At 65.3% G+C, this 26,903-nt stretch carries 22 protein-coding genes; 11 read left to right on the top strand and 11 right to left on the bottom strand.

Features of this window, described 5'->3' with window-relative positions; all coding sequences use genetic code 11:
- Positions 1 to 98 precede the first annotated feature (98 nt).
- From glpX to ACH82I_RS03825, 3 genes are all read left to right on the top strand, one after another.
- The gene (glpX, locus tag ACH82I_RS03815; protein WP_413335585.1) at positions 99 to 1,223 is read left to right on the top strand and encodes a class II fructose-bisphosphatase; all 1,125 of its coding nucleotides are present in this window, start codon (positions 99 to 101) and stop codon (positions 1,221 to 1,223) included.
- Between the two features lie 103 nt (positions 1,224 to 1,326).
- Complete coding sequence (locus ACH82I_RS03820; protein WP_230743653.1) at positions 1,327 to 1,953, top strand: carbonic anhydrase; 627 nt, start codon at positions 1,327 to 1,329, stop codon at positions 1,951 to 1,953.
- A 114-nt stretch (positions 1,954 to 2,067) separates the two neighbouring features.
- On the top strand, positions 2,068 to 3,471 hold the full coding sequence (locus ACH82I_RS03825; RefSeq protein WP_230743652.1) for a class II fumarate hydratase: 1,404 nt from the start codon (positions 2,068 to 2,070) through the stop codon (positions 3,469 to 3,471).
- A 213-nt stretch (positions 3,472 to 3,684) separates the two neighbouring features.
- Here ACH82I_RS03825 and ACH82I_RS03830 read toward each other — a convergent pair whose 3' ends face one another.
- A complete protein-coding gene (locus ACH82I_RS03830) occupies positions 3,685 to 4,992 on the bottom strand; it encodes a PhoH family protein (RefSeq protein ID WP_413335587.1) in 1,308 nt (435 codons plus the stop codon).
- A 182-nt stretch (positions 4,993 to 5,174) separates the two neighbouring features.
- On the opposite strand from ACH82I_RS03830, the gene ACH82I_RS03835 reads away from it, so the two are divergent.
- Positions 5,175 to 5,927 (top strand): class I SAM-dependent methyltransferase, encoded by a 753-nt coding sequence (locus ACH82I_RS03835; RefSeq protein ID WP_413335589.1) that lies wholly within the window; start codon positions 5,175 to 5,177, stop codon positions 5,925 to 5,927.
- A gap of 98 nt (positions 5,928 to 6,025) precedes the next feature.
- Here the strand turns inward: ACH82I_RS03835 and ACH82I_RS03840 are convergent, their stop codons facing one another.
- Positions 6,026 to 6,832 carry an isoprenyl transferase gene (locus ACH82I_RS03840; RefSeq protein ID WP_269067014.1) on the bottom strand — a complete coding sequence of 269 codons (807 nt, stop codon included), beginning with the start codon at positions 6,830 to 6,832 and terminating at the stop codon, positions 6,026 to 6,028.
- A gap of 59 nt (positions 6,833 to 6,891) precedes the next feature.
- Here ACH82I_RS03840 and trhA point away from each other — a divergent pair, with 59 nt between their 5' ends.
- Positions 6,892 to 7,680, top strand: coding sequence for a PAQR family membrane homeostasis protein TrhA (gene trhA / locus ACH82I_RS03845; protein ID WP_413335591.1), 789 nt, complete (start codon positions 6,892 to 6,894; stop codon positions 7,678 to 7,680).
- Between the two features lie 33 nt (positions 7,681 to 7,713).
- On the opposite strand, the gene ACH82I_RS03850 is transcribed toward trhA, so the two are convergent.
- Positions 7,714 to 8,055: a hypothetical protein gene (locus tag ACH82I_RS03850; RefSeq protein ID WP_230743648.1), complete on the bottom strand. Its 342-nt coding sequence runs from the start codon at positions 8,053 to 8,055 to the stop codon at positions 7,714 to 7,716.
- A complete protein-coding gene (mca, locus tag ACH82I_RS03855) occupies positions 8,052 to 9,095 on the bottom strand; it encodes a mycothiol conjugate amidase Mca (RefSeq protein ID WP_413335593.1) in 1,044 nt (347 codons plus the stop codon). The genes ACH82I_RS03850 and mca overlap by 4 nt, the downstream gene beginning before the upstream one ends.
- Positions 9,096 to 9,218: 123 nt before the next feature.
- On the opposite strand from mca, the gene ACH82I_RS03860 reads away from it, so the two are divergent.
- Both ACH82I_RS03860 and greA read left to right on the top strand, forming a co-directional pair.
- Positions 9,219 to 9,644 carry a DUF4307 domain-containing protein gene (locus tag ACH82I_RS03860; RefSeq protein ID WP_413335595.1) on the top strand — a complete coding sequence of 142 codons (426 nt, stop codon included), beginning with the start codon at positions 9,219 to 9,221 and terminating at the stop codon, positions 9,642 to 9,644.
- A 193-nt stretch (positions 9,645 to 9,837) separates the two neighbouring features.
- Positions 9,838 to 10,332 (top strand): transcription elongation factor GreA, encoded by a 495-nt coding sequence (gene greA / locus ACH82I_RS03865; protein ID WP_413335596.1) that lies wholly within the window; start codon positions 9,838 to 9,840, stop codon positions 10,330 to 10,332.
- A 159-nt stretch (positions 10,333 to 10,491) separates the two neighbouring features.
- Here the strand turns inward: greA and ACH82I_RS03870 are convergent, their stop codons facing one another.
- Positions 10,492 to 11,991, bottom strand: a complete 1,500-nt coding sequence (locus ACH82I_RS03870) for an AI-2E family transporter (protein WP_413335598.1) — start codon at positions 11,989 to 11,991, stop codon at positions 10,492 to 10,494.
- A gap of 64 nt (positions 11,992 to 12,055) precedes the next feature.
- Here ACH82I_RS03870 and ACH82I_RS03875 point away from each other — a divergent pair, with 64 nt between their 5' ends.
- The 3 genes from ACH82I_RS03875 to ACH82I_RS03885 all read left to right on the top strand — a co-directional run bounded on the left by ACH82I_RS03875 (position 12,056) and on the right by ACH82I_RS03885 (position 15,777).
- Positions 12,056 to 13,165 (top strand): SGNH/GDSL hydrolase family protein, encoded by a 1,110-nt coding sequence (locus ACH82I_RS03875; protein WP_413335600.1) that lies wholly within the window; start codon positions 12,056 to 12,058, stop codon positions 13,163 to 13,165.
- Positions 13,162 to 13,845, top strand: coding sequence for a Maf family protein (locus ACH82I_RS03880; RefSeq protein WP_413335602.1), 684 nt, complete (start codon positions 13,162 to 13,164; stop codon positions 13,843 to 13,845). Before ACH82I_RS03875 ends, ACH82I_RS03880 begins: the two co-directional genes overlap by 4 nt.
- Before the next feature lie 123 nt (positions 13,846 to 13,968).
- Positions 13,969 to 15,777: an acetyl/propionyl/methylcrotonyl-CoA carboxylase subunit alpha gene (locus tag ACH82I_RS03885; protein ID WP_413335604.1), complete on the top strand. Its 1,809-nt coding sequence runs from the start codon at positions 13,969 to 13,971 to the stop codon at positions 15,775 to 15,777.
- Between the two features lie 133 nt (positions 15,778 to 15,910).
- Here ACH82I_RS03885 and ACH82I_RS03890 read toward each other — a convergent pair whose 3' ends face one another.
- From ACH82I_RS03890 to ACH82I_RS03905, 4 genes are all read right to left on the bottom strand, one after another.
- On the bottom strand, positions 15,911 to 17,188 hold the full coding sequence (locus ACH82I_RS03890; protein WP_413335605.1) for an RNA polymerase sigma factor: 1,278 nt from the start codon (positions 17,186 to 17,188) through the stop codon (positions 15,911 to 15,913).
- Entirely contained in the window at positions 17,188 to 17,529 is a 342-nt protein-coding gene (locus ACH82I_RS03895) for a YciI family protein (protein WP_230743640.1), read from the bottom strand. Before ACH82I_RS03895 ends, ACH82I_RS03890 begins: the two co-directional genes overlap by 1 nt.
- A 133-nt stretch (positions 17,530 to 17,662) precedes the next feature.
- Entirely contained in the window at positions 17,663 to 19,081 is a 1,419-nt protein-coding gene (locus tag ACH82I_RS03900) for an NAD(P)H-quinone dehydrogenase (RefSeq protein WP_413335607.1), read from the bottom strand.
- 53 nt (positions 19,082 to 19,134) lie between these two features.
- Positions 19,135 to 19,701: a gamma carbonic anhydrase family protein gene (locus ACH82I_RS03905; protein ID WP_413335609.1), complete on the bottom strand. Its 567-nt coding sequence runs from the start codon at positions 19,699 to 19,701 to the stop codon at positions 19,135 to 19,137.
- Between the two features lie 263 nt (positions 19,702 to 19,964).
- Here ACH82I_RS03905 and ACH82I_RS03910 point away from each other — a divergent pair, with 263 nt between their 5' ends.
- Positions 19,965 to 20,213 carry a WhiB family transcriptional regulator gene (locus ACH82I_RS03910; RefSeq protein WP_009374875.1) on the top strand — a complete coding sequence of 83 codons (249 nt, stop codon included), beginning with the start codon at positions 19,965 to 19,967 and terminating at the stop codon, positions 20,211 to 20,213.
- Between the two features lie 124 nt (positions 20,214 to 20,337).
- Here ACH82I_RS03910 and ACH82I_RS03915 read toward each other — a convergent pair whose 3' ends face one another.
- Both ACH82I_RS03915 and ACH82I_RS03920 read right to left on the bottom strand, forming a co-directional pair.
- Positions 20,338 to 21,852, bottom strand: coding sequence for a sensor histidine kinase (locus tag ACH82I_RS03915; RefSeq protein ID WP_413335612.1), 1,515 nt, complete (start codon positions 21,850 to 21,852; stop codon positions 20,338 to 20,340).
- A gap of 103 nt (positions 21,853 to 21,955) precedes the next feature.
- Positions 21,956 to 26,845, bottom strand: a complete 4,890-nt coding sequence (locus ACH82I_RS03920) for an NAD-glutamate dehydrogenase (protein WP_413335614.1) — start codon at positions 26,843 to 26,845, stop codon at positions 21,956 to 21,958.
- Between the last annotated feature and the right edge of the window lie 58 nt (positions 26,846 to 26,903).

The following is a 26,903-nucleotide window of genomic DNA, read 5'->3' on the forward strand; positions in this document are numbered from 1 at the left end:
CGGCATCAAGGGCCAATCTCGGGGCAGAGAAGGTGGTCAAGGACACAGACTCGTCCCGGTGTCCGCGCCCAAACTGAGAGGGTGGCACAATTGGAGGCATGAGTGACTCCTTAGAATCTGCTGACGTGAAATCTCATCATGACCGGGGCCGAGTCGATGCCGAAGCGCCGCCGGTGGCGGTGACCGATGCGTGGTCCCAGCAAGCACAGGTCGGAGCCGATGCGCCTGACCGCAACCTCGCACTCGAACTCGTCAGGGTCACCGAGGCGGCCGCCATCGCTGCTGCCCCCTGGGTGGGCCGCGGCGACAAGAACAAGGCCGACGGCGCCGCAGTGGCTGCGATGCGCAACGTCATCTCCACCGTCCGCATGGCCGGCACCGTCGTCATCGGCGAAGGCGAGAAGGACGAAGCGCCGATGCTCTTCAACGGCGAGCAGGTCGGTGACGGCGGAGGGGCCCACTGCGACGTCGCAGTGGATCCGATCGACGGAACTCGCCTGACCGCCCTGGGAATGCCCAATGCGATCTCGGTCATGGCCGTCACCGAGGACGGGGCAATGTACGATCCTTCCGCCGTCTTCTACATGGAGAAGCTCGTCACCGGACCCGATGCCGCCGACGCCGTCGATATGCGACTGCCCGTGTCCGAGAACATCCGCCGGGTCGCCAAGGGCAAAGGCACCAACGATCCCGCCTCCGTGACCGTGATGATCCTCGACCGTCCCCGCCACCAGCAGATGATCGACGAGATCCGGGCCGCCGGTGCTCGCATCCAGCTCATCTCCGACGGTGACGTCGCCGGCGCCATCGCCGCCTGCCGCCCGGGTACCGGAGTCGACATGCTCATGGGCATCGGCGGCACCCCCGAGGGCATCATCACTGCCTGCGCCATCAAGGCCCTGGGCGGAGTCATCCAGGGACGCCTGTGGCCGCAGGACGACTCCGAACGCGAAGCAGCGTCCGCTGCCGGCCTCGACGTCAACCAGGTGCTCAACACCGATGACCTCGTCACCGGCGACAACAGCTACTTCGTGGCCACCGGCATCACCAACGGCGACCTCCTCGACGGTGTGAAGTTCCAGGGCGGTCGTGTGACCACCCATTCGCTGGTCATGCGGTCGAAGTCGGGCACCGTGCGTCAGGTCTTCGCCGAGCATCAGGCCGCGAAGACCCATTCCTATGTGGAGGCCGCCGAAGAGGCCGCCCGACGCGGACTCGTCTGAGAACGAGGGAACAGCCCCATCAACCGTCGGGCCCGCGAGTGGGTCCGAGTCACCCGATTCGAGCACGGAGTTCGACTCGCACCCGGAAGTAGGTTCGTAAGAGATGCCCAATCAAGCATGGAATCGTCTGCTGGAGGGTAACCGGCGTTTCGTCGACGACGTCCCGCAGCACCCCAATCAGGACACGGCCCGACGCGAGGCGCTGTCGAACGATCAGACGCCCTTCGTCACGCTCTTCGGGTGCTCCGACTCCCGGGTGGCCGCGGAGATGATCTTCGATGTCGGCCTCGGCGACATGTTCGTCGTCCGCAATGCCGGCCAGGTCGTCGATCCGGTGACTCTCGGCTCACTCGAATACGGCGTCGAGGTCCTCGGCACGCCTCTCCTCGTCGTCCTCGGCCATGACAGCTGCGGTGCCGTCACGGCCGCCTACAATGCCTACGACTCCGGTGAGACTCCTCCGGGATTCATCTCCGAGGTCGTCGCCCGCATTCTGCCCACCGTGGCCCGGGCGAGGAAGAACAACCGGACGAGCGTCAATGAGACCGTCGTCCAGAACACGATGGACACCGTGGAGAAGATCATGCAGCTCTCCGCCATCATCGCCCGCGCGGTCGAGGAGGGGCGCCTCATCATCGTCGGCCTCACCTATCAGCTCCACGACGGCCGGACGACGGTCGTCGCTCAGCACGGCGGCGACGAATCGGCCATCTCCACCCATTCCTCCTGAACCGGCCGGTCACCGCCCGAGACGGACTGCCGCAGTCCGCACCGGGTGACCTCCCCGAACCAGACCGCCTCGGTGGTCATCCGCAACCCATCCAGCAACTCGGAAAGGACAGCTATGAGCGAAGAATTTCGCATCGAACACGACACCATGGGTGAAGTGAAGGTTCCCAAGGATGCCCTCTACAGCGCTCAGACCCAGCGCGCCGTCGAGAACTTCCCGATCTCCGGCAAGACCCTCGAGTCCGCACACATCGCGGCGCTCGCGCAGGTGAAGAAGGCCGCGGCCAAGGCCAATCTCGAGCTCGGTGTCCTCGACGAGGCCCGCTCCACAGCCATCCAGAACGCCGCCGACGCTGTGATCTCCGGCGAATACGACGCACATTTCCCCATCGATGTGTTCCAGACCGGCTCGGGCACCTCATCGAACATGAACACCAACGAGGTCCTCGCCTCCTTGGCCACGAAGGCGCTCGAGTCCGAGGGCATCAGCGTGCACCCGAATGACCACGTCAACGCCTCGCAGTCCTCCAACGACGTCTTCCCCACCTCCGTGCACCTGGCCGTGACGAAGGCCCTCGTCGGCACGCTCATCCCGGCCATGGAGACTTTGGCGACCTCGCTGGAGAAGAAGGCCGAGGAGTTCTCCTCCATCGTCAAGTCCGGCCGCACCCACCTCATGGACGCCACCCCGGTGACCCTCGGTCAGGAATTCGGCGGATACGCCGCCCAGGTCCGTTACGGCATCGAGCGCATCGAGGCCTCCCTGCCCCGCGTCGCTGAGGTCCCCCAGGGCGGCACCGCCGTGGGCACCGGCATCAACACCCCGGACGGATTCTCCCCCCGGGTCGTCGCGATCCTCGCCGAGGAGACGGGCTTGCCGATCACCGAGGCCCGCAACCACTTCGAGGCCCAGGCCAACCGCGACGGACTCGTCGAGGCCTCCGGTCAGCTGCGGACCATCGCCTACGGCTACATGAAGATCTGCAACGACCTGCGGTGGATGGGATCAGGCCCGAACACCGGCCTCGGCGAGATCGCCATCCCCGACCTGCAGCCGGGATCGTCGATCATGCCGGGCAAGGTCAATCCCGTCATCTGCGAGGCCACCATCCAGGTGGCCGCCCAGGTCATCGGCAATGACACCTCCGTGTCCCTGTCTTCGACGAACGGCGCCTTCGAGCTCAATGTCGGCATCCCCGTCATGGCCTCGAATCTGCTCGAATCCATCCGTCTGCTCGCCAACGCTTCGACCGTCATGGCGGAGAAGATGATCGACGGGCTCACCGCCAATGAGGAACGCGCCCGCTTCCTCGCCGAGGCGAGCCCCTCCATCGTGACCCCGCTGAACAAGGTCATCGGCTACGAGGCGGCGGCGAAGATCGCCAAGCACGCCGTGGCCAACAAGATGACCGTCAAGGAAGCCACGATCGACCTCGGCTTCGTCTCCGACGGCTCCATCACCGAGGCGGACCTGGACAAGGCCCTCGACGTCACCACGATGATCGGCAGCTACAAGTAGGCCCAGCTTCACAGGCAGTGGCCGGGCCGCCGTGAGCCCGGCTGCGTTGAGCTGATTGCCAGACACGCGAGGGGCGGCCCACCGGACTCCGGTGGGCCGCCCCTCTTCTATCCCCCGCTCGCACGTCGAGCGCAGACCTGAGCGTCGAGCGCAGACCGCACACAGTCTGCGCTCGACGCTGCGGTCTGCGCTCGACGCTGCGGCGCACGCTGCTCACGACCGGAAGGGGTCGAACTCCTCGAGCACGTCGGTGACCAGCGCGGCGATCTCCGAGCGTTCGGACCGGGTGAGCGTCACATGGGCGAACAGGTCGTGGCCTTTGAGCCTCTCGATCACCGCCGCGATGCCGTCATGGCGACCGACGCGCAGATTGTCGCGCTGAGCGACATCGTGGGTGAGCACCACCTTCGAGTTCATCCCTATGCGCGAGAGCACCGTCAGCAGGACGTTGCGCTCCAGCGACTGCGCCTCGTCGACGATGACGAAGGCATCGTGGAGGGACCGACCGCGGATGTGCGTGAGCGGCAGGACCTCGAGCAGGCCCCGATTGACCACCTCGTCGATGACGTTCTTGCTGACCAGCGCACTGAGAGTGTCGAACACCGCCTCGGCCCAGGGGTTCATCTTCTCCCCCTCGCTGCCCGGCAGAAAACCGAGATTCTGACCGCCGACGGCATAGATGGGCCGGAAGACCATGATCTTCGAGTGCTTGTTCTCCTCGAGCACCTTCTGCAGGCCTGCCATCAGGGCGAGTGCGGACTTCCCCGTTCCGGCTCGCCCTCCCAACGACACGATTCCGAGGGCATCGTCGAGGAGCATGTCGATGGCGACTCGCTGTTCCGCCGAGCGTCCGTGGACTCCGAACACATCCCGATCCCCGCGGACCAGGGACACCTTGCCGCCATGATGGACCCGGCCGAGCGCCGAACCGCGCGGTGAGGTGATGACCACCCCGGTGTTGACGACCTCCCCCGCAGCATCCTCGGACGTCACCGATCCCTCGTCGTAGAACTGGGACATCTGCTCGTCGTCGAATGACAGTTCACTCATCCCGGTGAAGCCGGAGTCCACGGCGAGTTCGGCCAGATACTCTTCGGCATGCAGGCCCAGCGCCGATGCCTTGACTCGCATCGGCACATCCTTCGTCACGACAACGACATCGTGGCCTTCTGCCGCGAGATTGCGGGCGACGGCGAGGATGCGGGTGTCGTTCTCGGTGCGGTCGAACCCGACGGGCATCGTCGAGGAGTCGATGTGGTTGAGTTCGACATGCAGGGTTCCCCCGGCCTCCCCGACGGGAATCGGTTCATCGAGACGGTCGTAGTCGGAGCGGAAGTCATCGAGGATATGCAGTGCCTCGCGGGCGGTGAAGCCGAGTTCGGGATGGTTACGTTTGCCCTCGAGCTCGGAGACCACGACGAGCGGAATGACGACGTGATGCTCTGCAAAGCGCAGCAGTGCTCCCGGATCGGAGAGCAGGACCGAGGTGTCGAGAACGTAAGTATGGACATTTTCAGCCATGGGGACCCCTGTGGCGTGAGTACCGCCGAGACCCGGTTCTGACATCCCCCGATCTCGGGTTGGTGTCGACCAACTACTGCCAACCTAAACCCGTTTGACTCCCGGGCCGGTACCGGCACGCGCGTTCGGGAAAGTCGTCGCAATGAACTTCGAATGAATGGGGTGTGTGCTAGTTTCGCGCTATGGCGGATGCGATCTTCGACAACCCTCGACTCGCCGCGATCTACGATGCCTTCGAGGCTCCTCGGGAGGATCTCGAGCACTATCTGGCCCTGGCGCAGGAGTACGGAGCGGAACAGGTCATCGACCTCGGATGCGGAACCGGCGTCCTCGCTCGTGCTCTCGCCGCCGCCGGTTGCACGGTCATCGGCATCGACCCAGCTCGCGCCTCACTCGATATCGCCGAGGCGGCTGAAACGAGCGAATCACTCACGGCCACTCCCAGCGATTCCCCCACAGTCGAATGGCGCCACGGCACCTCGGCGCAGATCCCGGCAAGCGATGCCGATCTGGTCACCATGACCGGCAACGTCGCCCAAGTGTTCCTCGGCGTCGCCGAACTCGAGTCGGTGTTCGCCGACTGTGCCCGCGGGCTGCGCACCGGAGGCCGACTGATCTTCGAGACCCGCGACCCCGCAGCACGGGCCTGGCAGGCCTGGGCGCAGACACCGGCACGCACACTCGACATCGACGGCATCGGCAAGGTCACCCAGACCTTCATGCTCGGTCAGGTCGACCTGCCGTTCGTGTCATTCACCCATCTCTACCGGTTCCACGAAACAGGGGATTCGATCGGATCACGATCTCGTCTGCGGTTCCACTCATACGGGGAGATCACCTCGGCGCTGGAGACCGCCGGATTCGAGGTCGACGAGGTCAGAGATGCCCCCGACAGACCCGGACGAGAATGGGTCTTCATCGCCCGCAGGCGCTGACTGAAGGCCGACTTCAGCACCCGCAGACCCGAGGCGGACGAACCCTCGAAGCGTCAAAGCGCGATCCCTCGCAGCCTCGCAGCTCCGAAGCGCAATCCCTACTTGCCGAATCGCCTCTGCCGCAGACCGTAGTCGCGGACGGCACGGAGGAAGTCAGTACGGCGGAAATCCGGCCAATAGGCTTCGCAGAAATAGAACTCCGAATAGGCGCTCTGCCACATGAGGAATCCGGACAGCCGCTGCTCCCCGGAGGAGCGGATGATGAGATCCGGGTCCGGCTGTCCCTTGGTGTAGAGGTGTTCGCCGATCTGCTGCGGGGAGAGTTCGGAGATGATCGACTCGAGGTCGGTGCCTTCGTCGGTGCGAGACCGCAGCAGCGACTTCACCGCATTGACGATCTCCTGCCGTCCGCCGTATCCGACGGCCACGTTGACCCGCATCCTGCATTCGCCCACCGAGGTGACGGCTTCGAGGCGGGCCCGCAGATCGTCGGGCAGGATGTCGAGGTCACCGACGAGCTGGACGCGCACATCGTCGAGCGCAGCGATCTTCTCGACCATGTCGGAGATGATCTCGATGAGGACGGCGACCTCCTCGGCGGACCTGGCCAGATTCTCCTTGGACAGGACGTAGAGGGTGACGATCTCGACATCGACTTCGAAGCACCACCCGAGGAACTCCACGATCTTGTCAGCCCCGGCCCGGTGTCCATCGGCCGTGGTCGCTCCGAACTCCTTCGCCCAGCGGCGGTTGCCGTCGGTGATGACACCGACGTGGCGCGGGACGGGAACGGACTTGTCGAGCTCGCGCAGGAGCCTCCGCTCATAGAGCCGGTAGAGCAGGCTCACTGGTCGCGCCACACTGACCTCTTTCCCAATCACATCGCCGCCGGGTTCGAACACCATCCAGAGTACTATCCCAGGACGCTGAATGAAGCCACAGGTCGAGCCGATAAACTTGTCCCATGAACGCACCGGTGACACAGCCCCCACCAACAGACCCTGAGGGCAAAGCAGCCGATGGCACGTCCGCCGAGACCGGCTCCAGCACCTCATATCCCCTGCGCATCGCCCGCCGTCGTTCGGCCCTGCGCCGTGAGCTCGCCAAGCTCGCCGGACAGGTGAAGCCGAAACTGCGCGGATGGTTCCATGCCGGGGCGTTTCCGCTGGCGATGATCGGCGGCTTCGCCCTCGTCATCATCTCCCCCACGATCGAATCGCGCCTGGCCGCCTCGGTGTTCGCGATCACCGGAATGCTCCTGTTCGGCACCTCGGCGATCTATCACCGCGGACGCTGGCGCACACGTGCACGCCTGATCCTGCGACGCCTGGACCATGCGAACATATTCCTCATCACCGCCGGCACCTATACGCCGCTGGCCGTGCTCATGCTCAGAACCGATCAGGCCATCCTGCTGCTGTCCGTGCTGTGGGGAGCGGCCGCGCTCGGCGTCGCCTTCCGCACGATCTTCACCACCGCGCCGAGGTGGCTCTTCGTTCCCATCTATGTGGGCTTCGGAGTCGCCGGAGTCGGTTATATTCCGCAGATGTGGATGTCGATCCCGACGGTCGGCATCCTCGTCGTCGCCGGTGGTCTGTGCTACATCATCGGCGCCGTGATCTATGGGATCAAGCGGCCGAATCCCTCACCGAAGTGGCTCGGATTCCACGAGATCTTCCACATCCTCACGATCTGCGGCTACGGCTGCCATCTCGCGGCACTGCTCGTCGCCGCCGTCGCCGCCTACAACTAGGCGCAACGAGACAGACCGCGGCTGTTTGCTCAGCTACTTCGTCTCGGTCGGATCGATGTCTGACCGCGGAAGATCAGATTCCGGGTCGCCGTCGCGTTCGGCGTCAATGTCGGTGGAATCAGCATCCTGTTCTCGCGGCTCGGGCCCCGAGAGCTTCGACTGATTCGGCACAGCGTGCTTGCGCAGCGGGATCGGGTAGGCGTCGCTGGCCTCTGCACGGGCTCGCACGCGACGCACCCGGCGCAGCGCATCCCGGATGAGGAAGATGACGACGATGACGATCGCCAGGGTGGCGAGGAAGCCGATGGTCCCCGGCGTCACAAGGTCGGGGTCGGGCGCCTGACTGGGGTTGGGGCTCTGCGCGACCACGATCATGCGCTCTCACCCTGCTCCCGGACCGCCTCGGCGGCCATCTGTCCTTCGCTCGCGGCCTCGACGGCCGCGGCGTCCTCGTCCTCGATCGGCGGAGAGTCCGGCAACATCCCCTCGGCGGGGACCTTCCTGCCGTCATCCAAGGTCACGGACGCGAAGAGGTCGCTCTCCTGGAAGTCGACTCCGGGAGTCAGCGGCGCCCGTCCGGTGTTGTCGACGGCCAACTCGAACTCCTCGGTCGGCCAGTAGGTGCGGGCGGCCTTGCGGGAGGCGGAGAAGAATCCGCCCTCGGGATCGATCTGCGTGGCGTGGGAGAGCAATGCCCGGTCGCGAGAGGGGAAGAACTCGTGGCAGGCGATCTGCGTGCTCAGCCAGTTGGTGCGTTCGGCATCGCGCTTCTTGAAGTCCTCGATGTGATCGGCGAACGGGGACTCGAGACCCGCCGCGGTCATCTTCTCGTGGATGGTCATCCACTTCTTCGCCGACAGGTCCTGGTTGTAGTAGACCTTCTGGACCTGCCAGGGTTCTCCCAGTTCGGGATAGCTCTGACCATCCGCGGCCGCTGCGACAGCGGCCATCGTCACGGCGTGGTTCTTGATGTGATCGGGATGCGGGTACCCGCCGAGCTCGTCATAGGTCGTCACCACCTGAGGACGGAACGTGCGGATGATGTGCACGAGAGGCAGCATGGCGACCTCGTCGGGGACGCGGTAGAAGCAGCCGGGCGGAGTCTGGTTCTCGAAATCCCCGTCGGGCAGCCCCGAATCGACGTGGCCGACCCACACGTGCTCGGCACCGAGCGCGGAGGCCGCAGCGGCCATCTCCTCGCGGCGCAGACCAGCGATGTCACGGCTGGCCTTCGGACTCTGCAGGAGCGCAGGATTGAGGATGTCGCCGGCTTCTCCCCCGGTCATCGTCGCAATGAGGACCCGCGCGCCCAATGACGCATACTTCGCACTCGTGCCGGCGCCCTTGGAGGATTCGTCGTCGGGGTGGGCGTGGACGGCGAGCAGACGCAGCCCATGGTACGGAAGCGAAGTCATGTCGGTAGTGTCCCTTTCGATTCAGCCTGGAGGCGGTCCGCGTCCTGCATGGCGACTGACATGATCGCAGGAGATGGATCGACTACTCTAGGGTAGTGCGCGATGTTCTTAAAGAGGAATTCAATGACTGAGGTAACAGTGGCCGAACCACTGCACGATGACCGCTACGGACGCGTCCGTGAGCCGAAACGCCGACTCGGACGCAGTGCCCGAATCATCGCCGTCATCGTCGTCGCTCTCGTCATCCTCGCAATCGCCTTCGTGGCTTTCCGCCCGCAGACGACTCCGACGACACCGCGAACCCTCGACTATTCGGTTGTCGACTCTTCTTCAACACAGGTCACCGTGGCAATATTTCCTGATCGGGACCGCGATGTGCACTGCATCGTCCAGGCCACGAACGATTACGAGGCGATCGTCGGCTTCACCGAAGTGCGGGTTCCGGCCGACGCGCAGGCGGATCCCAATTCGCCGAGGCAGCTCGACGTCGATCTCGCGACCACGCAGCTCGCGGCCTCGGGCCACGTGGATTCCTGCTGGTTCGAATAGACCACAGCCGGTTCGAATAGACCACAGCCTGACCTTTCCACAACAGAAGACGTCCCCGGCGTGACACATGCCATCGTTTTCCTTCTCTGATGCGTTACACTATAGGTTCATTCAACTTCCGGGCGTGACCATACGCCCGGTTTTTCGTTGCCTGACGCGCCCGTCAGTGCACCGAACCGAAGAAGGAGATGTCATGACCGAGGAAGTCACTCAGGAAGAGACCTGGTTGACCCAGGAAGCCTACGACCGCCTGTCGCAGGAGCTTGAACACCTCTCCGGACCGGGACGGGCAGAGATTGCTGAGAAGATCGAAGCCGCCCGCGACGAGGGTGACTTGAAGGAGAACGGCGGATACCACGCAGCGCGTGAGGAGCAGGGCAAGCAGGAGGCTCGCATTCGCCAGCTCGAACTGCTGCTGCGTTCCGCGAAGGTCGGTTCCACCGACAGTGACGGGAAGACGGTGTCTCCCGGTTCCGTCGTGACCGCGAAGGTCGCCGGAACCGATATGCGATTCCTTCTGGGCAGCCGTGAGATCGCCGGCGACTCCGATATCGACGTCTTCTCGGAGAAGTCCCCCTTGGGCGCCGCAGTGCTCGGAGTCTCCGTCGGCGGAAAGACCTCCTACGAAGCTCCCAACGGCAAAGAGATCAAGGTCGAGGTCACGGGCATCGAGCCCTTCTCCGGCTGATGCCGCTTCCCCGACGGGGATGAGACCGAAGACCTGTGGGCGGGTGATCATCGATCACCCGCCCACAGCTCATTCACCACGTTCCCGGCGGCTCACCGTCCCGGTCGGCACGTTCGCCCGGGACTGCGCCAGAGCACGCCCGGACCAGGACGACGACGGTCAGTCCAGCTGATCGTCCTTGCCTGGAGTCTCCTCCGAGTCCGCGGACCGACTCTTGCGAGAGCCCGTGGCCCGGCCCTTACGAGAACGGCCGGTCGCAGTCGAGGCGTCGCCTTCGACAGAGTCATCAGCAGCCTCCGCGCTCCGGCTCGTCTCCGAGGTCTCGCCGTCGGAGCGTTCGACCGCGGAGTCGTGGATGGCGGAGTCGAGCTTGTCCTTCGCGGTCTCGAGCACGGCCGATGCCTCGTCATCGACTCCGTCGGCAGGATCGTCCGGATCAGGTGGATTCTTCGCTCGCGCGATGTAGCTGATGACCGTGTTGGCCACGGCGACCGCCGGCACCGCGAACAGCGCACCGACGATGCCGAACAGGAAGCCGCCCGCGGTCACCGCGAGGATCACTGCCAGCGGGTGGACGGACACGGCCTTGCCCATGAGGAAGGGCTGCAGCACCTGACTCTCGATCTGCTGCACGGCGAGGACCACTGCGAGCATGATGATGGCGCTGACCAAGCCGTTCGAGACGAGGGCGACGAGCACGGCGATGACGCCCGAGGCGATCGCACCCACGACCGGAACGAAGGAGGCCAGGAACACCAGCACGGTCATCGGAATCACCAGCGGGATGCCGAGGATGGCCGCGCCGATGCCGATGCCGATCGCATCGACAGCGGCCACGAGCACCTGCACTCGCACGTACTGGACCAGGGAGGTCCAGCCGCGCAGCGAGGCGCCGATGGCGATGGGCTGAGCGGGCAGGGGCAGCAGGCGCATCACCCAGCGGAAGATCTTCTCCCCGTCGTAGAGGAAGAAGAAGGTCGTGAACAGGCAGACGGCGGCTCCGGTGAGGAATGTGCCCACCGAGGAGGTCGCCTGCCAGGCGCCGCCGAGGAGTTGGGAGCTGTTGCTCTGGAAGAAGTTCGTTGCCGCATCGATGGAGTCATCGATGTATCCGGAGATCGTCGTGGAATCCAACCCGAAGGGCCTGGTCGCCAGCCAGTCGCTGATTCCGGAGATTCCCTTGATCACCTGATCGACGAGGTCCGGCATGCCGGAATAGATCTGCTGTCCGACCAGTGTGAAGAGCCCCGAGACGACGATGATGAAGCCGAGGAAGGCAATGATCGCCGCAGCGACCCGCGGCAGCCCCTTCTTCACCATCCAGTTGGTGAACGGGGCCAGGAGCGCGGTGAGCAGGAGCGCGATGAGCACCGGCAGCACCACGCTCGAGATCTGCGCGAGCAGCCAGAAGGCCACACCGATCGCCACCAGCACCACGATCGAACGCCACGACCAGGCGGCGGCCAGCTTGAGCCCCGGGGACACATAGGGCACCGCCTCGGCCTCGATGCGACTGTGCGCGATCTCCTCAGGACTCACATCGTCCGGAGAGACAGCGCTCTCGGTCTGCTGGGAGCGGGCATCATCGCGACCTTGGCGGAATGCCTCCCAGGCACCGCGAAAACGGTTCGCAGACTGCTTGTTCTCGTTTTCAGACATGACTCAAGAATAGTTGTTGTAGAGCTCTCTTCAGTGCAATGATGTCGCGGGAGGAGGGAATTTAATGGGAAGTCGCATGTTCTATGCCCTGGCCACCATGACCGGCACGGCCGTGGGCGTCGGTGCATCGGCCGTTGGTCTCCTCCGCCATCAGGCCGGAGCGCTGCGCCGGGCATTCGACGAAGACGCCTCGCGTCAGTACTCTGTCTTCGCCGAGGCGGTGCCTCCCCCGCACAATCACGATGATGACGATTCTGCGGCCCTGGCGATCATCGGCGATTCCTGGCTGTGCGGAATCGACGTCGATGACGCACAGGCACCGCCGAGCCTCATCGGACGCGGTCTCGCCAGAATTCTGGGCACCAGCGTGCGCGTGCAGACCACCGCACGCCCCTCCGCCCTGTCCGAGGATCTGCCGCGCCAGGTCGACGAGATTCTGCGCTCGGCTTGGCTCTCTCGCCAGCTCTCGGAATCATGGACCGCGAACCGACGCTTCGCGATCATCTCCATCGGCAGCGGCGACATCATCCATCCCATTCACGGCACCATCGGCATACCCGTGCTCAACCAGGCGATCAATCGACTGCAGCGCGAGGGACGGTACACGGTCTTCGTTCTCGTCTGCCCCAACCTAGGCGGCCTGCCGGGGCTGCGGGATCCGCTCAAGATGTCACTGCGCAGGACCTCGCGGGTCCTCGCCGGCTCCCAGTGGCTTGCCGCACTCTCCGCTCGCGCGGTCCCCTTGCGGGCCACAGGCTCTCTGAGCGGCACAACTCGGAAATCTCTGCTCAACGAATCGGGGAGATTTCCCAGCGAGCTCGGCTATGCCCAGCTGTCCTCGACGGTGCTGGCCGCGATCGCCGAACGCATCGACGCCCCCATCCTCGTCGATCGCAGTCAGGACGTTCCCGAGGACACCGCCGATCCGTCCGAGGACACCGTCGATCCTTCCGAGGTCACGCAGGCTCCGTCCGAGGCCACCGAGGCTTCGCCCGAGAGCGCCGAGAACCTCCTCGACAATCCGGACATCCCGTCCGACGACACCGCGGTCCCCGCAGATGGCTTGTCTGACTCGTCATCCGAGAGCTTCTCGTCAGAGAGCTCCTCGTCCGAGACCTCCTCGTCCGACGACGAACGCAGAGCTGACGCCGACGTGGCGGAGACCGCCCGGTGATCCGCGTCGTACTGGCCTCACAGTCACCCGCCCGCCGCCAGATCCTCACCTCCTCCGGCATCGACCCGATCATCATCGTCTCCGAGGTCGACGAACGAGCCATCGAAGACTCCTTCACCGGCTCCGTCGGGGATCTCACCACAGCGCTCTCCGAGGCGAAGGCCCGCGCCGTCATCGAACGGATCACCACTGCGAACACCCCGCAGATCTCTGACGCCGACACGGTCGTCGTCATCGCCGGTGACTCCATTCTCGAGTCCGCAGGACGGGCCATCGGCAAACCGGGCACCGCGAAACGCACACGCGAGATCTGGGCGGACATCGCCGGGACGTGGACCGTGCTCCACACCGGCCACACCCTCGGTGTCCTCTCCCGCCGCGAGACCGGTGGACCGGACGCAGAGGAATCTCCCCTCGAACTCGTCGACATCCGCTCGCAGCGATCGGCCACCTCGGTGCTCATCGGCACGCCCACCCCGGAGGAGCTCGACGCCTATATCGCCACCGAGGAGCCCTTCCACGTGGCGGGAGCCCTGACCATCGACGGCTACGGCGGAGCCTTCGTCGAACGGCTCGACGGCGACCATCTCACGGTGCTCGGGCTCAGTTTGCCCGTGGTCAGGGGCCTTGCCGGCGACATGGGCCTGTTCTGGCCGGATTTCTGGTCGGGCCCGAGCTAGAATCGACTCTGTCGCGCTGACACGCCCGAGAGCTTTGAAGTTTTCACTCTCAGTTTTTATCGCTGATCTACAAACGTTTGGTTTTGCCCTCTAAATTGATCTGAGATCATACAAAGGAGCGCAATGACCACAGTCCTCCCCGAAGCCTCGACCGCACCGTTGCACACTCATGTGCCGACCGCGGCCGTGCATCGAGTGCTCATCGCCAATCGCGGTGAGATCGCCCTGCGCGTCATCCGCGCCGCCCATGACCTGGGTGTCAAGGCCGTCGCCGTCTACACCCGTGCGGATTCGGACGCAGACTTCGTCCAGCTCGCCGATGATGCCTGGCTGCTCGACGGCTCCGGTCCCGGGGAGACCTACCTCGACATCGACAAGATCCTGGCCCTGGCCAAGCGTTCGGGCGCCGACGCCATCCACCCCGGATACGGCTACCTCGCGGAGAATGCACTCTTCGCCCAGGCCGTCATCGATGCCGGTCTGACCTGGATCGGCCCTCCCCCGGCAGCCATCGAGCTGCTCGGCGACAAATCCGGAGCCCGGGAGGTCGCCGAGGACGTGTCCGCCCCGGTCGCTCCCGGATCGGATGGTGCGGTGGCCGATCTTGCCGAAGCCGCCGAGGTGGCCGAACGCATCGGCTATCCCGTCGTCATCAAGGCCGTCCACGGCGGCGGCGGGCGCGGATTCCGTGCCTGTGCCGCCGCCGATGACCTCGAAGGCGCCTACACGGCTGCGACGCGTGAGGCCCTCAGCGCCTTCGGTCGCGGGGAATGCCTCATCGAGAAGCAGATCGTGCGCCCGCGCCACATCGAGACGCAGTGTCTGGCCGATGCTCATGGCAACGTCCGCGTGATCTCCACCCGCGACTGCACCCTGCAGCGACGGAACCAGAAGATCGTGGAAGAGGCTCCGGCGCCGTTCCTGTCCGAGGAACAGGAGCGCATCGTCTCCGAGGCCTCGGCCCGGGTGCTCGCCCATGTCGGCTATGTCGGCGCTGCGACGTGCGAATTCCTGCTCGGCACCGACGGCACCATCATCTTCATGGAGGCCAATGCCCGCATCCAGGTCGAGCACACCGTGACCGAGGAGGTCACCGGTGTCGATCTCGTCGGGTGGCAGCTGCGCATCGCCTCGGGCGAGGAGCTGCCCGCCGAGTTCCCTGCCGTTCGCGGGCACTCCGTCCAGTTCCGCATCAATGCCGAAGACCCGACCACCTACTTCCCGGCCACCGGGGCGGTCAAGAACTATCGCGCACCCTCCGGGCCGGGTGTCCGCCTCGATTCGGGAATCGGTGAGGGCAGCGTCGTCGGGACGGACTTCGACCCGATGCTCGCCAAACTCGTCATCACCGGGGCTACCCGAGAGCAGGCTCTGGCGCGTGCCCGTCGCGCCCTCGCCGAATACCGGATCGACGGCGTCTCGACACTGCTGCCGCTCCACCGCGTGCTGGTGGACGAGCCTGCCTTCGCCGCCGATTTCGGGGTCTGGACCAACTGGCTCGAAACTGCCTTCGTCAACCCGCTCGCCAATCCGCAAACAGGAGATCACATGAGCACAGCAACCGACAGCTTCAGCGTTGTGGTCGAGGTCGACGGTCGCCGGATGACCGTTTCGGTGCCCAAGGACGTCATCTCCGACCTCGGACATGTCCCCAGCCCGAGCGTGCCCCGGCGCAAACGCAGCCTCAGCCGCAAGGGTGCACAGCTGGCCGATGATTCGAATGCGCTCAACGCCCCGATGCAGGGCACGATCGTCTCCGTGGCCGTCTCCGCCGGAGACACGGTCGAGGCCGGAGACACCCTGGCCGTGATCGAGGCGATGAAGATGGAGCAGCCGCTCAAGGCCGGCCATTCCGGCACCGTCTCCGAGGTGCTCGTCGACACCGGCAGTGCGGTCAAGTCGGGCGAGGCGATCATCCGCTTCGCCGCCTGATCGACCGCCGGCGCCTCGCGCTCGGTCAAGCCCCTGTCATCCTGTGGATGGCAGGGGCTTCGCCGTGCGTCGGCATCGGCATCGGTGCCGGCACCGGCACCGGCACCGGCACCGGCACCGGCACCGGCCGAGCTTACGAGCCCAGATCGTTCAGCTGGGATTCGAGGTACTCCGATTCGGCGTCATTGCCGGGACACGCCAGCGCCGCACGATACGCCTCCTCTGCCTCACCGGGCCGTCCGCACTCCTCCAGGGTGATGGCACGGGCGATGTGGAACGGCCGGTGGCGCAGCAGCCACCTGTCCTCGGCCAAGGCCTCGAGAGCGGCGAGTCCGGCCTCCGGGCCGCTCACCTTCCCGATGACCACCGCCTGGTTGAGAGCCACGACGGGGGTGGGGTCGAGATCGTAGAGCATCCGGTAGAGGACGAGGATCTGCGCCCAATCGGTGTCGGCGAAGGCCGAGGCCTCCGCGTGCAGGGCGGCGATCGTCGCCTGCACCGTGTAGATGCCGGCACCGTCCTCCCCTGCCGCGGCCCGCGTCAGCGCCAATCCCTCGGCGATGTCCCTCGAGTCCCAGACGCGCCTGTCCTGCTCGGCGAGAGGGACCGGCTTACCCGCCGCGCTGGTGCGGGCCTCCGCACGCGATCGCGTCAGCAGAAGCAGCGCCAGCAGGCCGCGCGCCTCGGTGTCCCGCGGTGCCAAGGTCACGAGCAGACGCGCAAGTCGGACGGCTTCGTCCTGAAGGTCCACGCGGTGCCGGGATGCTCCGGCCGCCGGCGTGAAACCCTGGGCGAAGATCAGGTAGACGGCCCGGAGGACGCCCGGCATCCTCTCGCGCACCTGCTCATTGCCGGGCCTGCCGAAGGGGATACCCGTGACCGCGATCCGCTTCTTCGCTCGCACGATCCGCTGCTGCATGGTCGTGGTCTCTGTGAGAAAGGCCGCCGCGACCTCGACCGTGCTCAGCCCGGCGAGGAAACGCAGGATGAGAGCGGTCTGCTCCTCCTCCTTCAGCGTCGGATGCGAGCAGGTGAAGAAGAGACCGAGACGCTCATCAGGGATCTCCGCGGTGCCGATGTCCTCATCGAGCTGCGTCGCATGATCCTGGTGGTCCCCCGGTCGGAGTTCGTCCTCGATCCGCAGTCGGGCCAGATTGCGCGTTCGCGTGGCATCGAGGCGGATGAGGTCGATCGCTCGATTCTTCGCCGCGCTCATCAGCCAGGCGGCGGGGTGGCGCGGGACTCCCGAGTCCGGCCAGGTCTCGACCGCCCGCAGCAGAGCTTCCTGCAGGGCCTCTTCTGCGAGATCGAGGTCGTGGAACCTCGCCGCCAGGGCCGCGAGCAGCCGCCCGTGGTCCTCTTCACCGAAGACGGTGAGAGCACGGGCGGTCGCCGCGGATTCCGAATCCATCAGTAGTCGGCGACGGGCCGGATCTCGATATGGCCGAGCCGGGAGCCGGGGCTCTTCTTCGCCCAGGCGATCGCCTCGTCGATGCTCGGCACCTCGATGACGTAGCTTCCGCCCACGAACTCGCCGGACTCGGCGAAAGGTCCCGAGGTGACGATCGACTCTCCACCGGTCTCGCTGACTCGGACCCCGTGCTCGGGGCCTTCGAGAGCGAATCCGCCGACGACGACTCCGGCCTCATTGATCTCTTGGTCGAAGGCCATGAAATCGCTCGGATCCGGTCCCCCGTCATCGCCGCAGTCGGCATCGGCGGCGTTTCCCATGAGCAGCAGTGCGTACTTCATTTCTCTCTCCTCACCTTCAGTGTCGTCAGGCCGGGTGGCTTGACACAAGGATGACGCAGAGAGCATGCCGATATCGACAGCTGCGGGAGAAAAAACTTCCGCCGGGGAGGAATTACCCGGCGGAAGCCGCGACCTACAGGTGCCGGTGAAGCTTCCGCGAGGCCTCGGTCAGGGATCCGCTCACAGAGGGATAGACGACGAACGACGCGGAGAGCTGGTCGACGGTGAGACGGTTCTCCACAGCCATGGTGATCGGCAGGATCAGCTCACTGGCACGGGGACCGACGACGACTCCCCCGAGGATCGAACCCGAGCCTCGGCGGGCGAAGAGCTTGACGAACCCGTCCTTGATGCCGAGCATCTTGGCCCGCGGGTTCGTGTCCAGGGGCAGCATCACCGTGTCGATGTCGGTCGGATTCTCCCGGTAGTTCTGCTGAGTGAAGCCGACCGTGGCGATCTCCGGGGCGGTGAAGACGTTCGAAGCCACATGGCGCAGCTTGAGCGGCTGCACAGCGTCGCCGAGGGCGTGGAACATCGCGATCCGTCCCTGCATCGCAGCGACCGAGGCCAAGGGCAGCACCCCGGTGCAGTCACCGGCGGCATAGACACCGGAGCGGGAGGTGCGGGAGACGCCGTCGACGACGATGTGCCCGGCCTCGTTGACCTTGACGCCGGCCGATTTGAGACCGAGGTCCTCCGTATTCGGAATCGAACCGACCGCCATGAGGCAGTGCGACCCTTCGACCCGACGGCCATCGGCCAGGGTCACCTCCACTCCGTTCTCGGTGCGGGTGACCGAGTCGGCGCGGGAGCGGGAGAGGACATTCATCCCCTTGTTGCGGAAGACGAACTCGAGCACGTCCGCGGCGTCCTCATCCTGTCCCGGCAGGACCTTCTCTCGCGAGGACACGAGGGTGACCTCGGTGCCGAGGGCCCGGTAGGCGGAGGCGAACTCGGCGCCGGTGACACCGGAGCCGACCACGATGAGGTGTTCGGGAAGCTCGTCGAGGTGGTAGAGCTGGGTCCAGGAGAGGATCCTCTCCCCATCCGGCTTCGCCGAAGGCAGCTCGCGCGGGTGTGCGCCGACGGACAGGAGGATCGTCGAGGCCTCCAGCGTGTATTCGGTCCCACCGGTCTCGACGACCTTGACGTGATCTCGGTCGACCAGAGTTCCCGTTCCCTGGATCACCTTGACCCCGGAACGAACGAGGCCTTCGTAGATGTCGTTGGCCTGGGCATCGGCCAGTGAGAGGATGCGCTCGTTCACGGCCTTGAGGTCGGCCGTGATGTTGTCGGCGACATCGTCTTCGTGATCGGTGATGCGGATGCCCAGACCGCCCGACCGGTTGATCTCATCCATCATCTCGGCTGTGGCGATGAGCGACTTCGACGGCACCACATCCGTCACGACCGCGGATCCGCCGCAGCGGTAGCGCTCGATGAGCATGACGTCGGCGCCCAGCTGTGCCGCGACCAGGGCGGCCTCGTAGCCGCCGGGGCCGCCTCCGATGATGACGACTCGATCTGCAGTGGATTCAAATTCAGTGTTCACAAAGTGATTCTCTCAAATCCAGCGGGGCAGAGCGAATGAGCCGAACGCTGCACTCAGGGGTTCTCCACCGAGTTCTCCACGATCTCGGCGGTGTCCCGATGCAGCGCCGAGAGCTGCAGATACGACTGCGCGTTCTGACGCACCTTCTCGACCCCTTCCTCCGTCATCTCCCGGCGGACCTTCGCCGGAACTCCTGCGACCAGCGACCGCGGTGGGATCTCGGTGCCTTCGAGGACGATTGCGCCCGCGGCGACGAGGGATTCAGTTCCGATGTGAGCATCGTTGAGCACGGTGGAGTGCATCCCGATGAGGACATCGTCATCGACGCTCGCACCATGGACGAGTGCCTGGTGACCGATTGAGACGCGAGCTCCGATGACCACGGGTTTGCCGGCATCGGTGTGCATGACGGTGTTGTCCTGCACGTTGGAGTCCTCACCGATGGTGATCGGTGCGGCCTCGGCGCGCAGCACGCAGCCGTAGAAGACGCTGGCGCCCTTCTTCACATGGACATCGCCGACGAGTGTGGCTCCGGCGGCGATGAAGGCACCCGGGTCGATCTGCGGGGTGTGCCCATTCACGGAGATGATGCGGGCGTGATTCAGGCTGTCGTTCGTCATGAGTCCTCCATTGGTTCACGAGATCTTTCCTTTCGGCTGTCAGTCTAGAGCCCGGCAGTCTTCGGCAGGGCTCAGAGTCGCATGGTGGACGAATTTGCGTCACGCGCCCCATACCAGGACAATGGGGAAAATATTTGTCAGAAATTTCACACTGCCGGACCCTTGTGTGCCCAAATGGGTTATGTGAACCTTGACTGAGAGAGTTGCGCGCCTGGAATTCCGGCGCGGTCAACCGCGTTCACTGAATTCGTCGAAAGGTCACCATGGATTGGCGACACCGTGCAGCATGCCTCAATGAGGATCCGGAACTGTTCTTCCCGATCGGAAACACCGGACCGGCTCTGCTCCAGATTGAGGAAGCGAAGACCGTATGTCGCCGCTGTGAAGTAGCCGAGACCTGCCTCCAGTGGGCACTCGAGTCCGGTCAGGATGCCGGAGTCTGGGGCGGTCTGAGCGAAGATGAGCGCCGCGCACTCAAGCGCCGTGCCGCTCGCGCCCGTCGCGCCGGCTGACAACACCGGCACGGCACAGAGCCGACAGCGAAGCACCACCAGTTGAGTCCCGTGGTCGGGAGATGAGCATTCGTCTCCCGACCACGGGACTCAAGTCTGTCCGGTCGTCTTCAGCTTCTCCGGCTCAGTCGTAGGAATCGGGACGCAGCGGCACGTCGAGGATCGCCACGGTGCCTCCGCCCTCACGTGCCTGCCACTCGATCGAGCCTGCCAGATCGGCAGAGACCAGGGTCCTCACGATCTGCGTGCCCAGACCGTTGCCGGGACTCTGCGTATCACCCAAGCCGACGCCGTCATCGGCGATCGTCACCCGCAGGTGGTCGCCGTCGCGTTCGGGAGTCACCCACACGTGTCCGTTGAGCGTCTCCCCCGGGGCCAGGCCCTCCTGCTTTTCGACCGGGAAGCCGTGCTCGATGGCGTTGGTGATCAGCTCTGTGATCGCCAGCGCCAGAGAGGTCGCATCGGCCGAGGAGATCGCTCCGAAGCTGCCGTTGCGCTGCAGGCTCACCTGCACGAGAGGGCTCGTCAGCTCGGGAGTCAGGCGCAGGCCTTTGTCGACAACCTCATCGAAGTCGACCTCCGATTCCACTCCCTGGCTGAGCACATCGTGGACGACGGCGATGATCGAGACCCGTCGCATCGCCTCCGTCAGCGCGCTCTTGGCCTCGGGGCTGTCGATGCGCCGCGTCTGCAGGCGCAGCAGAGCCGAGACGGTCTGCAGGTTGTTCTTCACCCGGTGGTGCATCTCCTTGATCATCGCATCCCGGGAGAGCAGCTCACGTTTGCGGCGTCGGATCTCGGAGACGTCCCTGGCCAGGACGATGGCGCCGACACGCGAACCCGCATCGGTGAGCGGAATCGCGCGCAGGGACACGCTCGTGCGTCCGACCTCGAGCTCGGTCCGCCACGGGGCACGCCCGGTGAGCACGAGCGGAAGGGTTTCGTCGACCTGTCTGAGCTCGGTGCTCAGACTCGAGACCACCTCGGCGAGGTAGGAGCTCTCGATCTCTCCCGCATGCCCCAAGCGATGCATCAGTGACACGGCGTTCGGCGAGGCATAGTCGACCCGGGAATCGTGATCGAGGATGAAGATCCCGTCGCCGACGCGAGGCTCACCGTGGCGGGCCCCGCTGGGGGCGTCGCGGTCCGGGAAGGTTCCCTGCACGACCATCCGCAGCAGCGCCATGGCCGAGTGCCGGTAGTTCCGCTCCAGCCGTGAGGATCCGCGGCGACGCACCTCCTCGGAGTACCGGACCATGATCGCGATCGCATCGCCGTGGCGAACCACAGGGACCGCCTCGGCGGAGATCTCCGTGTCATCGGTGCCCGCACTCACCCCCAGGGACTTCGCTTCGGCCACCTGACCGACGAGATCCTTGACTCTCACCGCGCGGTCGACCAGGTCCCGTTCGAAGCCGGTTGCCCGTGCTCCGAGCAGATCCCGATTGAACAGTGTCGCACCGGTGGTCGGTCTAGCATGCGCGACGACCGTGTAGCCGCCCGAGGAGGAGGGAACCCACAGCACCACATCGGCGAAGGACAGGTCCGCGATGAGCTGCCAGTCACCGACGAGCAGGTGGAGGTATTCGACGTCGGTCTCGTCGGTGATGCCTTCGGCGGCCAGAAGTTCGTTGAGCACTGTGCACACTTCCTCAGAGGTGAAATCAGCAGACCCGAGGCAAGCTCAGGTCTGCTGATGCGGTGATGATCAGACGCTATCACCGATCACGGCGGGTCGGACATCACACGCCGTGCTCGCTCTCCCAGGCCGAAGACCTCACAACTCCGCGCATCATGCGCAGCAGCACCGACAGCGGAGCCTGGGTCACCGTCTCGAGACCGAGGATCGTCTCCGTGGTCTCGAGAACCCGCCCGGCCGCCGTCTCATTGCGTTCGAGCCATTCGCGCATGCGCTGGCCGGCCCGCTCGTCCGGAGTCCCGGAGATCGGCGAATCGGTGGCCGAGAGGACAGAACCTGCGACCGAGAGGATCGACGAGTAGAAGTCATCGCGCAGGGAACCGCGGGCCAATGCCGACCACCGGTCGCTGCGGTCGAGGGCGCCGATGAGCTCGAGCACCTGCGAACCGGAGAACTGCTCGTTGACCGCGTAGTAGACCTCGGCGACGTCCTCGGCGGATTCGTTGGCACGGGCCGCCAACTGAGCGATGTCGAGGAGCACGAACTCGTCGAGCAGGGCCGCGGCCCGCCAGGCGAGTTCGCTGGGTACGCCCTCGGCGATATAGCCCTCTGCCTTCTCCCGCATGCTCTGCGCATCGAAGCCGTCGACGAGATCGGGCACCCGAGACCGGAGCGCCTCGACGACCTTCCCGTACATCTCGATTCCGGAGTCGACGTCGAGGGTGTCCGGAGCCTGCTGCACCAGCCACCGGGACGAGCGATCGAGCAGGCGCACATAGTCGTGCTGAAGCCTGACCTGCACCTGGGTGGGCACCACGTTGTCGAGGGCGCACACCGCATCGAAGTAGTCGTCGAGACCGAAGATCTCGGAGACCACGACGAAGACGCGGGCGATCTGCGGCACCGAGGCCGGCGTCTCCTCGAGCATCCGGTAGACGTACGTGAGTCCGCCTCGATCGATCATCCGGTTGACGAGCTTCGCCGTGGCGATCTCCCTGTGCAGGGGATGTTCGGGGATGAGCTCGCCGTACTTCTCCTGCAGGGCGTCGGGGAAGTAGAACACGAGCTCCCGCTTCATCCACTCCTCATCGGGCACGACGCTGGCAAGGATCTCGTCCGCAGCGTGCATCTTGGCATAGGCCAGGAGCACCGCCAGCTCCGGGGACACATAGGCGCTGAACTCGCGCTTTGTCAGTTCGAACGCGTCGGGCAGGAACTCGACCTTCCGGTCGAGATCGGCGTTCCTCTCAAGGTAGGTGAGCATCCGCGAGTAGGTTCCCGACATCGACTCGGTCTGCTCGCGAGCTTCGCCGAGGACGACGTTCTGGGCGTAGTTGTTGCTCAGCACCCTGTCCGCGACGTCATCGGTGAACGAGAGCAGCACACTCTCCCGATCCTCGGCGGCGAAGGCCCCCTGGTTGAGCAGGGTGCGCAGCAGCAGCTTGATGTTGACCTCGTGGTCCGAGCTGTCCACGCCTGCCGAGTTGTCGACGGCATCGGTGTTGATCGCGACGCCGCCGAGCGCGGCCTCGACTCGGCCGAGCTGTGTCACGCCGAGGTTGCCGCCCTCACCGATGACTCGGCAGCGGATATCGTTGCCGTCGACGCGAATGGCGTCATTGGCCTTGTCTCCGACATCCGCGTGGCTCTCGGCCGAGGACTTGATGTAGGTGCCGATTCCGCCGTTGTAGAGGAGGTCGACCGGTGCGCTGAGGATCTCGGTCATGAGATCCGCAGGGCTGCGGCGACCCGGCTCGACGCCCAGGGCCGCGGCGGCTTCGGCGCTCAGCTCGATCGACTTCGATGAACGGGGGAAGACTCCGCCGCCGGCGGAGATGAGTTCCCGGTCGTAGTCCTGCCAGCTCGAGCGCGGCAGGTCGAAGAGCCGTTTGCGTTCGATGAAGCTGCGGGCGGCGTCCGGGTTCGGATCGATGAAGATGTCGCGGTGGTCGAAGGCCGCGACGAGGCGGATGTGCTCGCTGCGCAGCATTCCGTTGCCGAAGACGTCACCGCTCATATCGCCGATGCCCACGACCGTGAAGTCGTCGGCAGCGGTGTTGACACCGAGTTCGCGGAAGTGCCGTTCGACCGACTTCCACGCTCCGCGCGAGGTGATCGCCATCTTCTTGTGGTCGTAGCCGACGGATCCGCCCGAGGCGAAGGCGTCGCCCAGCCAAAAGCCGCGACGTTCGGCGATCGCATTGGCGATGTCGGAGAACCTGGCGGTTCCCTTGTCGGCGGCCACGACGAGGTAGTAGTCGTCGCCGTCGTGGCGGACCACGCGCTCGGGATGGATGACCTCCTGCGCGCCGTCAGTGCCGTAGACGAGGTTGTCGGAGACTTCGAGCAGACTCTCGATGAACACCTCGTAGGCGGCCTGGCCGGCGGCCATCCACGCGTCGCGGTCGCTCATCGGGGGCAGCTGCTTGGGGAAGAACCCGCCCTTCGCACCGGTCGGAACGATGAGGGCGTTCTTGACCATCTGGGCCTTGACGAGTCCGAGGACCTCGGTGCGGAAGTCATCGCGACGATCCGACCATCGCAGGCCACCGCGGGCGACCGTGCCGAAGCGAAGGTGCACGCCTTCGACCTGCGGGGAGTACACCCACATCTCGAGAGCCGGCTTCGGCTTCGGAACGAAGCTGAGTTCGGTGGGACGGATCTTGAGCACGAGGGCCGTGGGCAGCTCGCCCGAGGGATCGATGAAGTAGTTCGTCCGCAGGGTGGCCCGCAGCAGTTCGAGAGACGAGCGGAGCACACGGTCGGCGTCGAGGCTCGCGACATCGCCGAGTGCGGTCTCGATGGAGTCGTTGATCTCCGACATCGCGGTCTCGCGTCTGGACTCTTCGACCTCCGGGTCGAATTTCGCGATGAAGTAGTCGACGAGCAGTCGGGAGATCTCCGGATTGTCGCTGTAGACCTCCCCGACATAGGCGTCGGAGTAGGTGAATCCGGCCTGCCGGAGATACTTCCCGAGCGCCCGGATGATCGTCACATGCTGCCAGTCCAGACCGCTGACGACGAGCCGGTCGAAGACTCCGGCTTCCTTCTTACCCTGCCAGCCGGCCATGAATGCCTCGGAGATGCGCTGCTGGGCGGCATCGTCGAGGTCCGTATCGAAGCTGAGTCCGAAGTCGTAGAGGAACCGGTGGCTGCCGTCGGCGAGGTCGAGCTCATGCGGCCGCTCGTCGAGGACGATGGCTCCGAAGGCGGTGAGGAAGGGCAGCACTGCGGAGAGGCCGACCCGTTCCTGCCGGTAGAGCGACAGACGCACCGGGGCGTCCTCCGGGTCATCCGGGCAGTAGAGGCGAACTGCAGCTCCGACCTCAGGATCGAGCGCTTCGAATCTGGCCACATCGGCGACCGCGTCGCTGGGCCGATGGTGCTCGCCGTAGCTGGGCGGGAAGGCCTTCGACCACAGGTCGGCGCGGGCCAGCGAGTGACCGCTGTCGCCGCGTTCCGTCGGGGCCAGGAAGGCATGGACGTCTTCGGACCAGGACCGGACCGCGGACACGATGCGCTTCTGTACCGCCTCGGGGTCGATCTGCGGCAGCTCGCAGTCACGGGCGATCCGAGCCACGAAGTGAACGCGGGCCAGCGCGGATTCGGTCAGCAGAACGTCGAAGTCAACACTTTCGGCGTTGTAGAACTCCCGCAGCACGTCCTGGACCCGCACACGCGCATCGGTGTTGTACAGATCGCGGGGCAGGTAGAGGATCACCGAGGCGAAGCGCTGGTAGGGGTCGGTGCGGACGAAGACGCGGGACTCGCGCCTCTCCTGCATGTCCACGATCTGCATGACGACGTCGAAGATCTCCGAGGTCTCGTCGTGGAGCAGGTCATCACGCGGGTAGGTCTCGAGGATGCCGAGGAGCTCATTGGCCGAATGGGATCCGCTGGGGAATCCGCTGGCCGAGAGGATCTTGCGCACCTTGCGGTTGATCACCGGGATGTTGAGGACGCTGTCGTTGTAGAACTCGGGCTTGAACACACCGACGAAGCGGCGTTCGCCGACGATCTCACCGGAGGCGTCGAAGGTCTTCACGCCGATGTAGTCCATGAAGGACCGGCGGATCACCCGAGACCGTGAGTTCGCCTTCGTCAGCACGAGCACGCGCGGCTCCAGTGCCTTCTCCGCCACGGCCCGACTCAGCGGTGACTTCGCCAGCGGACGCAGGGCGGAGATGCCGAGCGACGTGTGCTCGATGGGTTCGAGACTGCTGTTCTCGGCATCGTGGGTGTAGTCGTATTCGCGGTACCCGAGGAAGGTGAAGTGTCCGTCGAGCCAGTCGAGCAGCTCGGCCGCAGCCTCGGCCTCGGAGGCGAGTTCGGGGCGGGGCGGGCGGCTGCCGAGCTCCTGCGCGATCTCCTTGGCCCGCAGGGCCATGGCCGCGGAGTCGTCGGCGGCGGCGGCGACATAGTCGAGTACGCCGCGCAGGCGCTCCTCGAGTGCCGCGAAGTCCTCCTCGGGGATCCGGTCGATCTCCAGGCGGATCCAGGACTGCTGCTGCGGCAGTCCGGCGGCGGGCGCCTCGGCGGGTTCGTCGACGAGGGGAATGCTCGCAGTGTCGGCCGAGAGCGCGGGGGCTTCGGAGGGCGAGAGCACGGAGAGATTCGATCCCGAGCCCTCGACGGCGATGATGGGGTGGTGGACGAGGCGGATCGCCCGGCCGGCGGAGGCGAGGTCGCTGACGATCGAGGACACGAGGTGCGGCATATCGGCGAGCACCATCGCGATCACAGTGTGATTGTCGAGGAACTCCGGAGAGTCGATGGAGGGATTGTAGATGGTCAGCACCGGAGAGCTGCCGTCGTATTCGGTGCCCAGGGCGTAATGAGAGGCTGCCGCCGCGGCCAGTGCCTCGGCACCGGCATCTGCGCTTCCGGGCTCAAACCTCGGATAGTACGCGTCGATGAAATTCTCCGGGGCACCCTGTCCCCTCAGCTTCCTCCACTCTTCTGCAATCTCCGAATTTGAGACCTGAGACACCATGTCACCTCTATGATCATCGAGTTATCCACTTGCGTCTCCGCTTCGAGACGCCACCCCC

It is taken from the genome of Brevibacterium sp. GP-SGM9 (assembly GCF_047300845.1).
Taxonomy (GTDB): Bacteria; Actinomycetota; Actinomycetes; order Actinomycetales; family Brevibacteriaceae; genus Brevibacterium.

Excerpts from the sequence above, each read along its gene's own strand:
- glpX (WP_413335585.1), top strand. The coding sequence starts at position 99 with ATGAGTGACTCCTTAGAATCTGCTGACGTGAAATCTCATCATGACCGG.
- ACH82I_RS03820 (WP_230743653.1), top strand. The coding sequence starts at position 1,327 with ATGCCCAATCAAGCATGGAATCGTCTGCTGGAGGGTAACCGGCGTTTC.
- ACH82I_RS03825 (WP_230743652.1), top strand. The coding sequence starts at position 2,068 with ATGAGCGAAGAATTTCGCATCGAACACGACACCATGGGTGAAGTGAAG.
- ACH82I_RS03830 (WP_413335587.1), bottom strand. The coding sequence starts at position 4,992 with ATGGCTGAAAATGTCCATACTTACGTTCTCGACACCTCGGTCCTGCTC.
- ACH82I_RS03835 (WP_413335589.1), top strand. The coding sequence starts at position 5,175 with ATGGCGGATGCGATCTTCGACAACCCTCGACTCGCCGCGATCTACGAT.
- ACH82I_RS03840 (WP_269067014.1), bottom strand. The coding sequence starts at position 6,832 with ATGGTGTTCGAACCCGGCGGCGATGTGATTGGGAAAGAGGTCAGTGTG.
- trhA (WP_413335591.1), top strand. The coding sequence starts at position 6,892 with ATGAACGCACCGGTGACACAGCCCCCACCAACAGACCCTGAGGGCAAA.
- ACH82I_RS03850 (WP_230743648.1), bottom strand. The coding sequence starts at position 8,055 with ATGATCGTGGTCGCGCAGAGCCCCAACCCCAGTCAGGCGCCCGACCCC.
- mca (WP_413335593.1), bottom strand. The coding sequence starts at position 9,095 with ATGACTTCGCTTCCGTACCATGGGCTGCGTCTGCTCGCCGTCCACGCC.
- ACH82I_RS03860 (WP_413335595.1), top strand. The coding sequence starts at position 9,219 with ATGACTGAGGTAACAGTGGCCGAACCACTGCACGATGACCGCTACGGA.
- greA (WP_413335596.1), top strand. The coding sequence starts at position 9,838 with ATGACCGAGGAAGTCACTCAGGAAGAGACCTGGTTGACCCAGGAAGCC.
- ACH82I_RS03870 (WP_413335598.1), bottom strand. The coding sequence starts at position 11,991 with ATGTCTGAAAACGAGAACAAGCAGTCTGCGAACCGTTTTCGCGGTGCC.
- ACH82I_RS03875 (WP_413335600.1), top strand. The coding sequence starts at position 12,056 with ATGGGAAGTCGCATGTTCTATGCCCTGGCCACCATGACCGGCACGGCC.
- ACH82I_RS03885 (WP_413335604.1), top strand. The coding sequence starts at position 13,969 with ATGACCACAGTCCTCCCCGAAGCCTCGACCGCACCGTTGCACACTCAT.
- ACH82I_RS03890 (WP_413335605.1), bottom strand. The coding sequence starts at position 17,188 with ATGGATTCGGAATCCGCGGCGACCGCCCGTGCTCTCACCGTCTTCGGT.
- ACH82I_RS03895 (WP_230743640.1), bottom strand. The coding sequence starts at position 17,529 with ATGAAGTACGCACTGCTGCTCATGGGAAACGCCGCCGATGCCGACTGC.
- ACH82I_RS03905 (WP_413335609.1), bottom strand. The coding sequence starts at position 19,701 with ATGACGAACGACAGCCTGAATCACGCCCGCATCATCTCCGTGAATGGG.
- ACH82I_RS03910 (WP_009374875.1), top strand. The coding sequence starts at position 19,965 with ATGGATTGGCGACACCGTGCAGCATGCCTCAATGAGGATCCGGAACTG.
- ACH82I_RS03920 (WP_413335614.1), bottom strand. The coding sequence starts at position 26,845 with ATGGTGTCTCAGGTCTCAAATTCGGAGATTGCAGAAGAGTGGAGGAAG.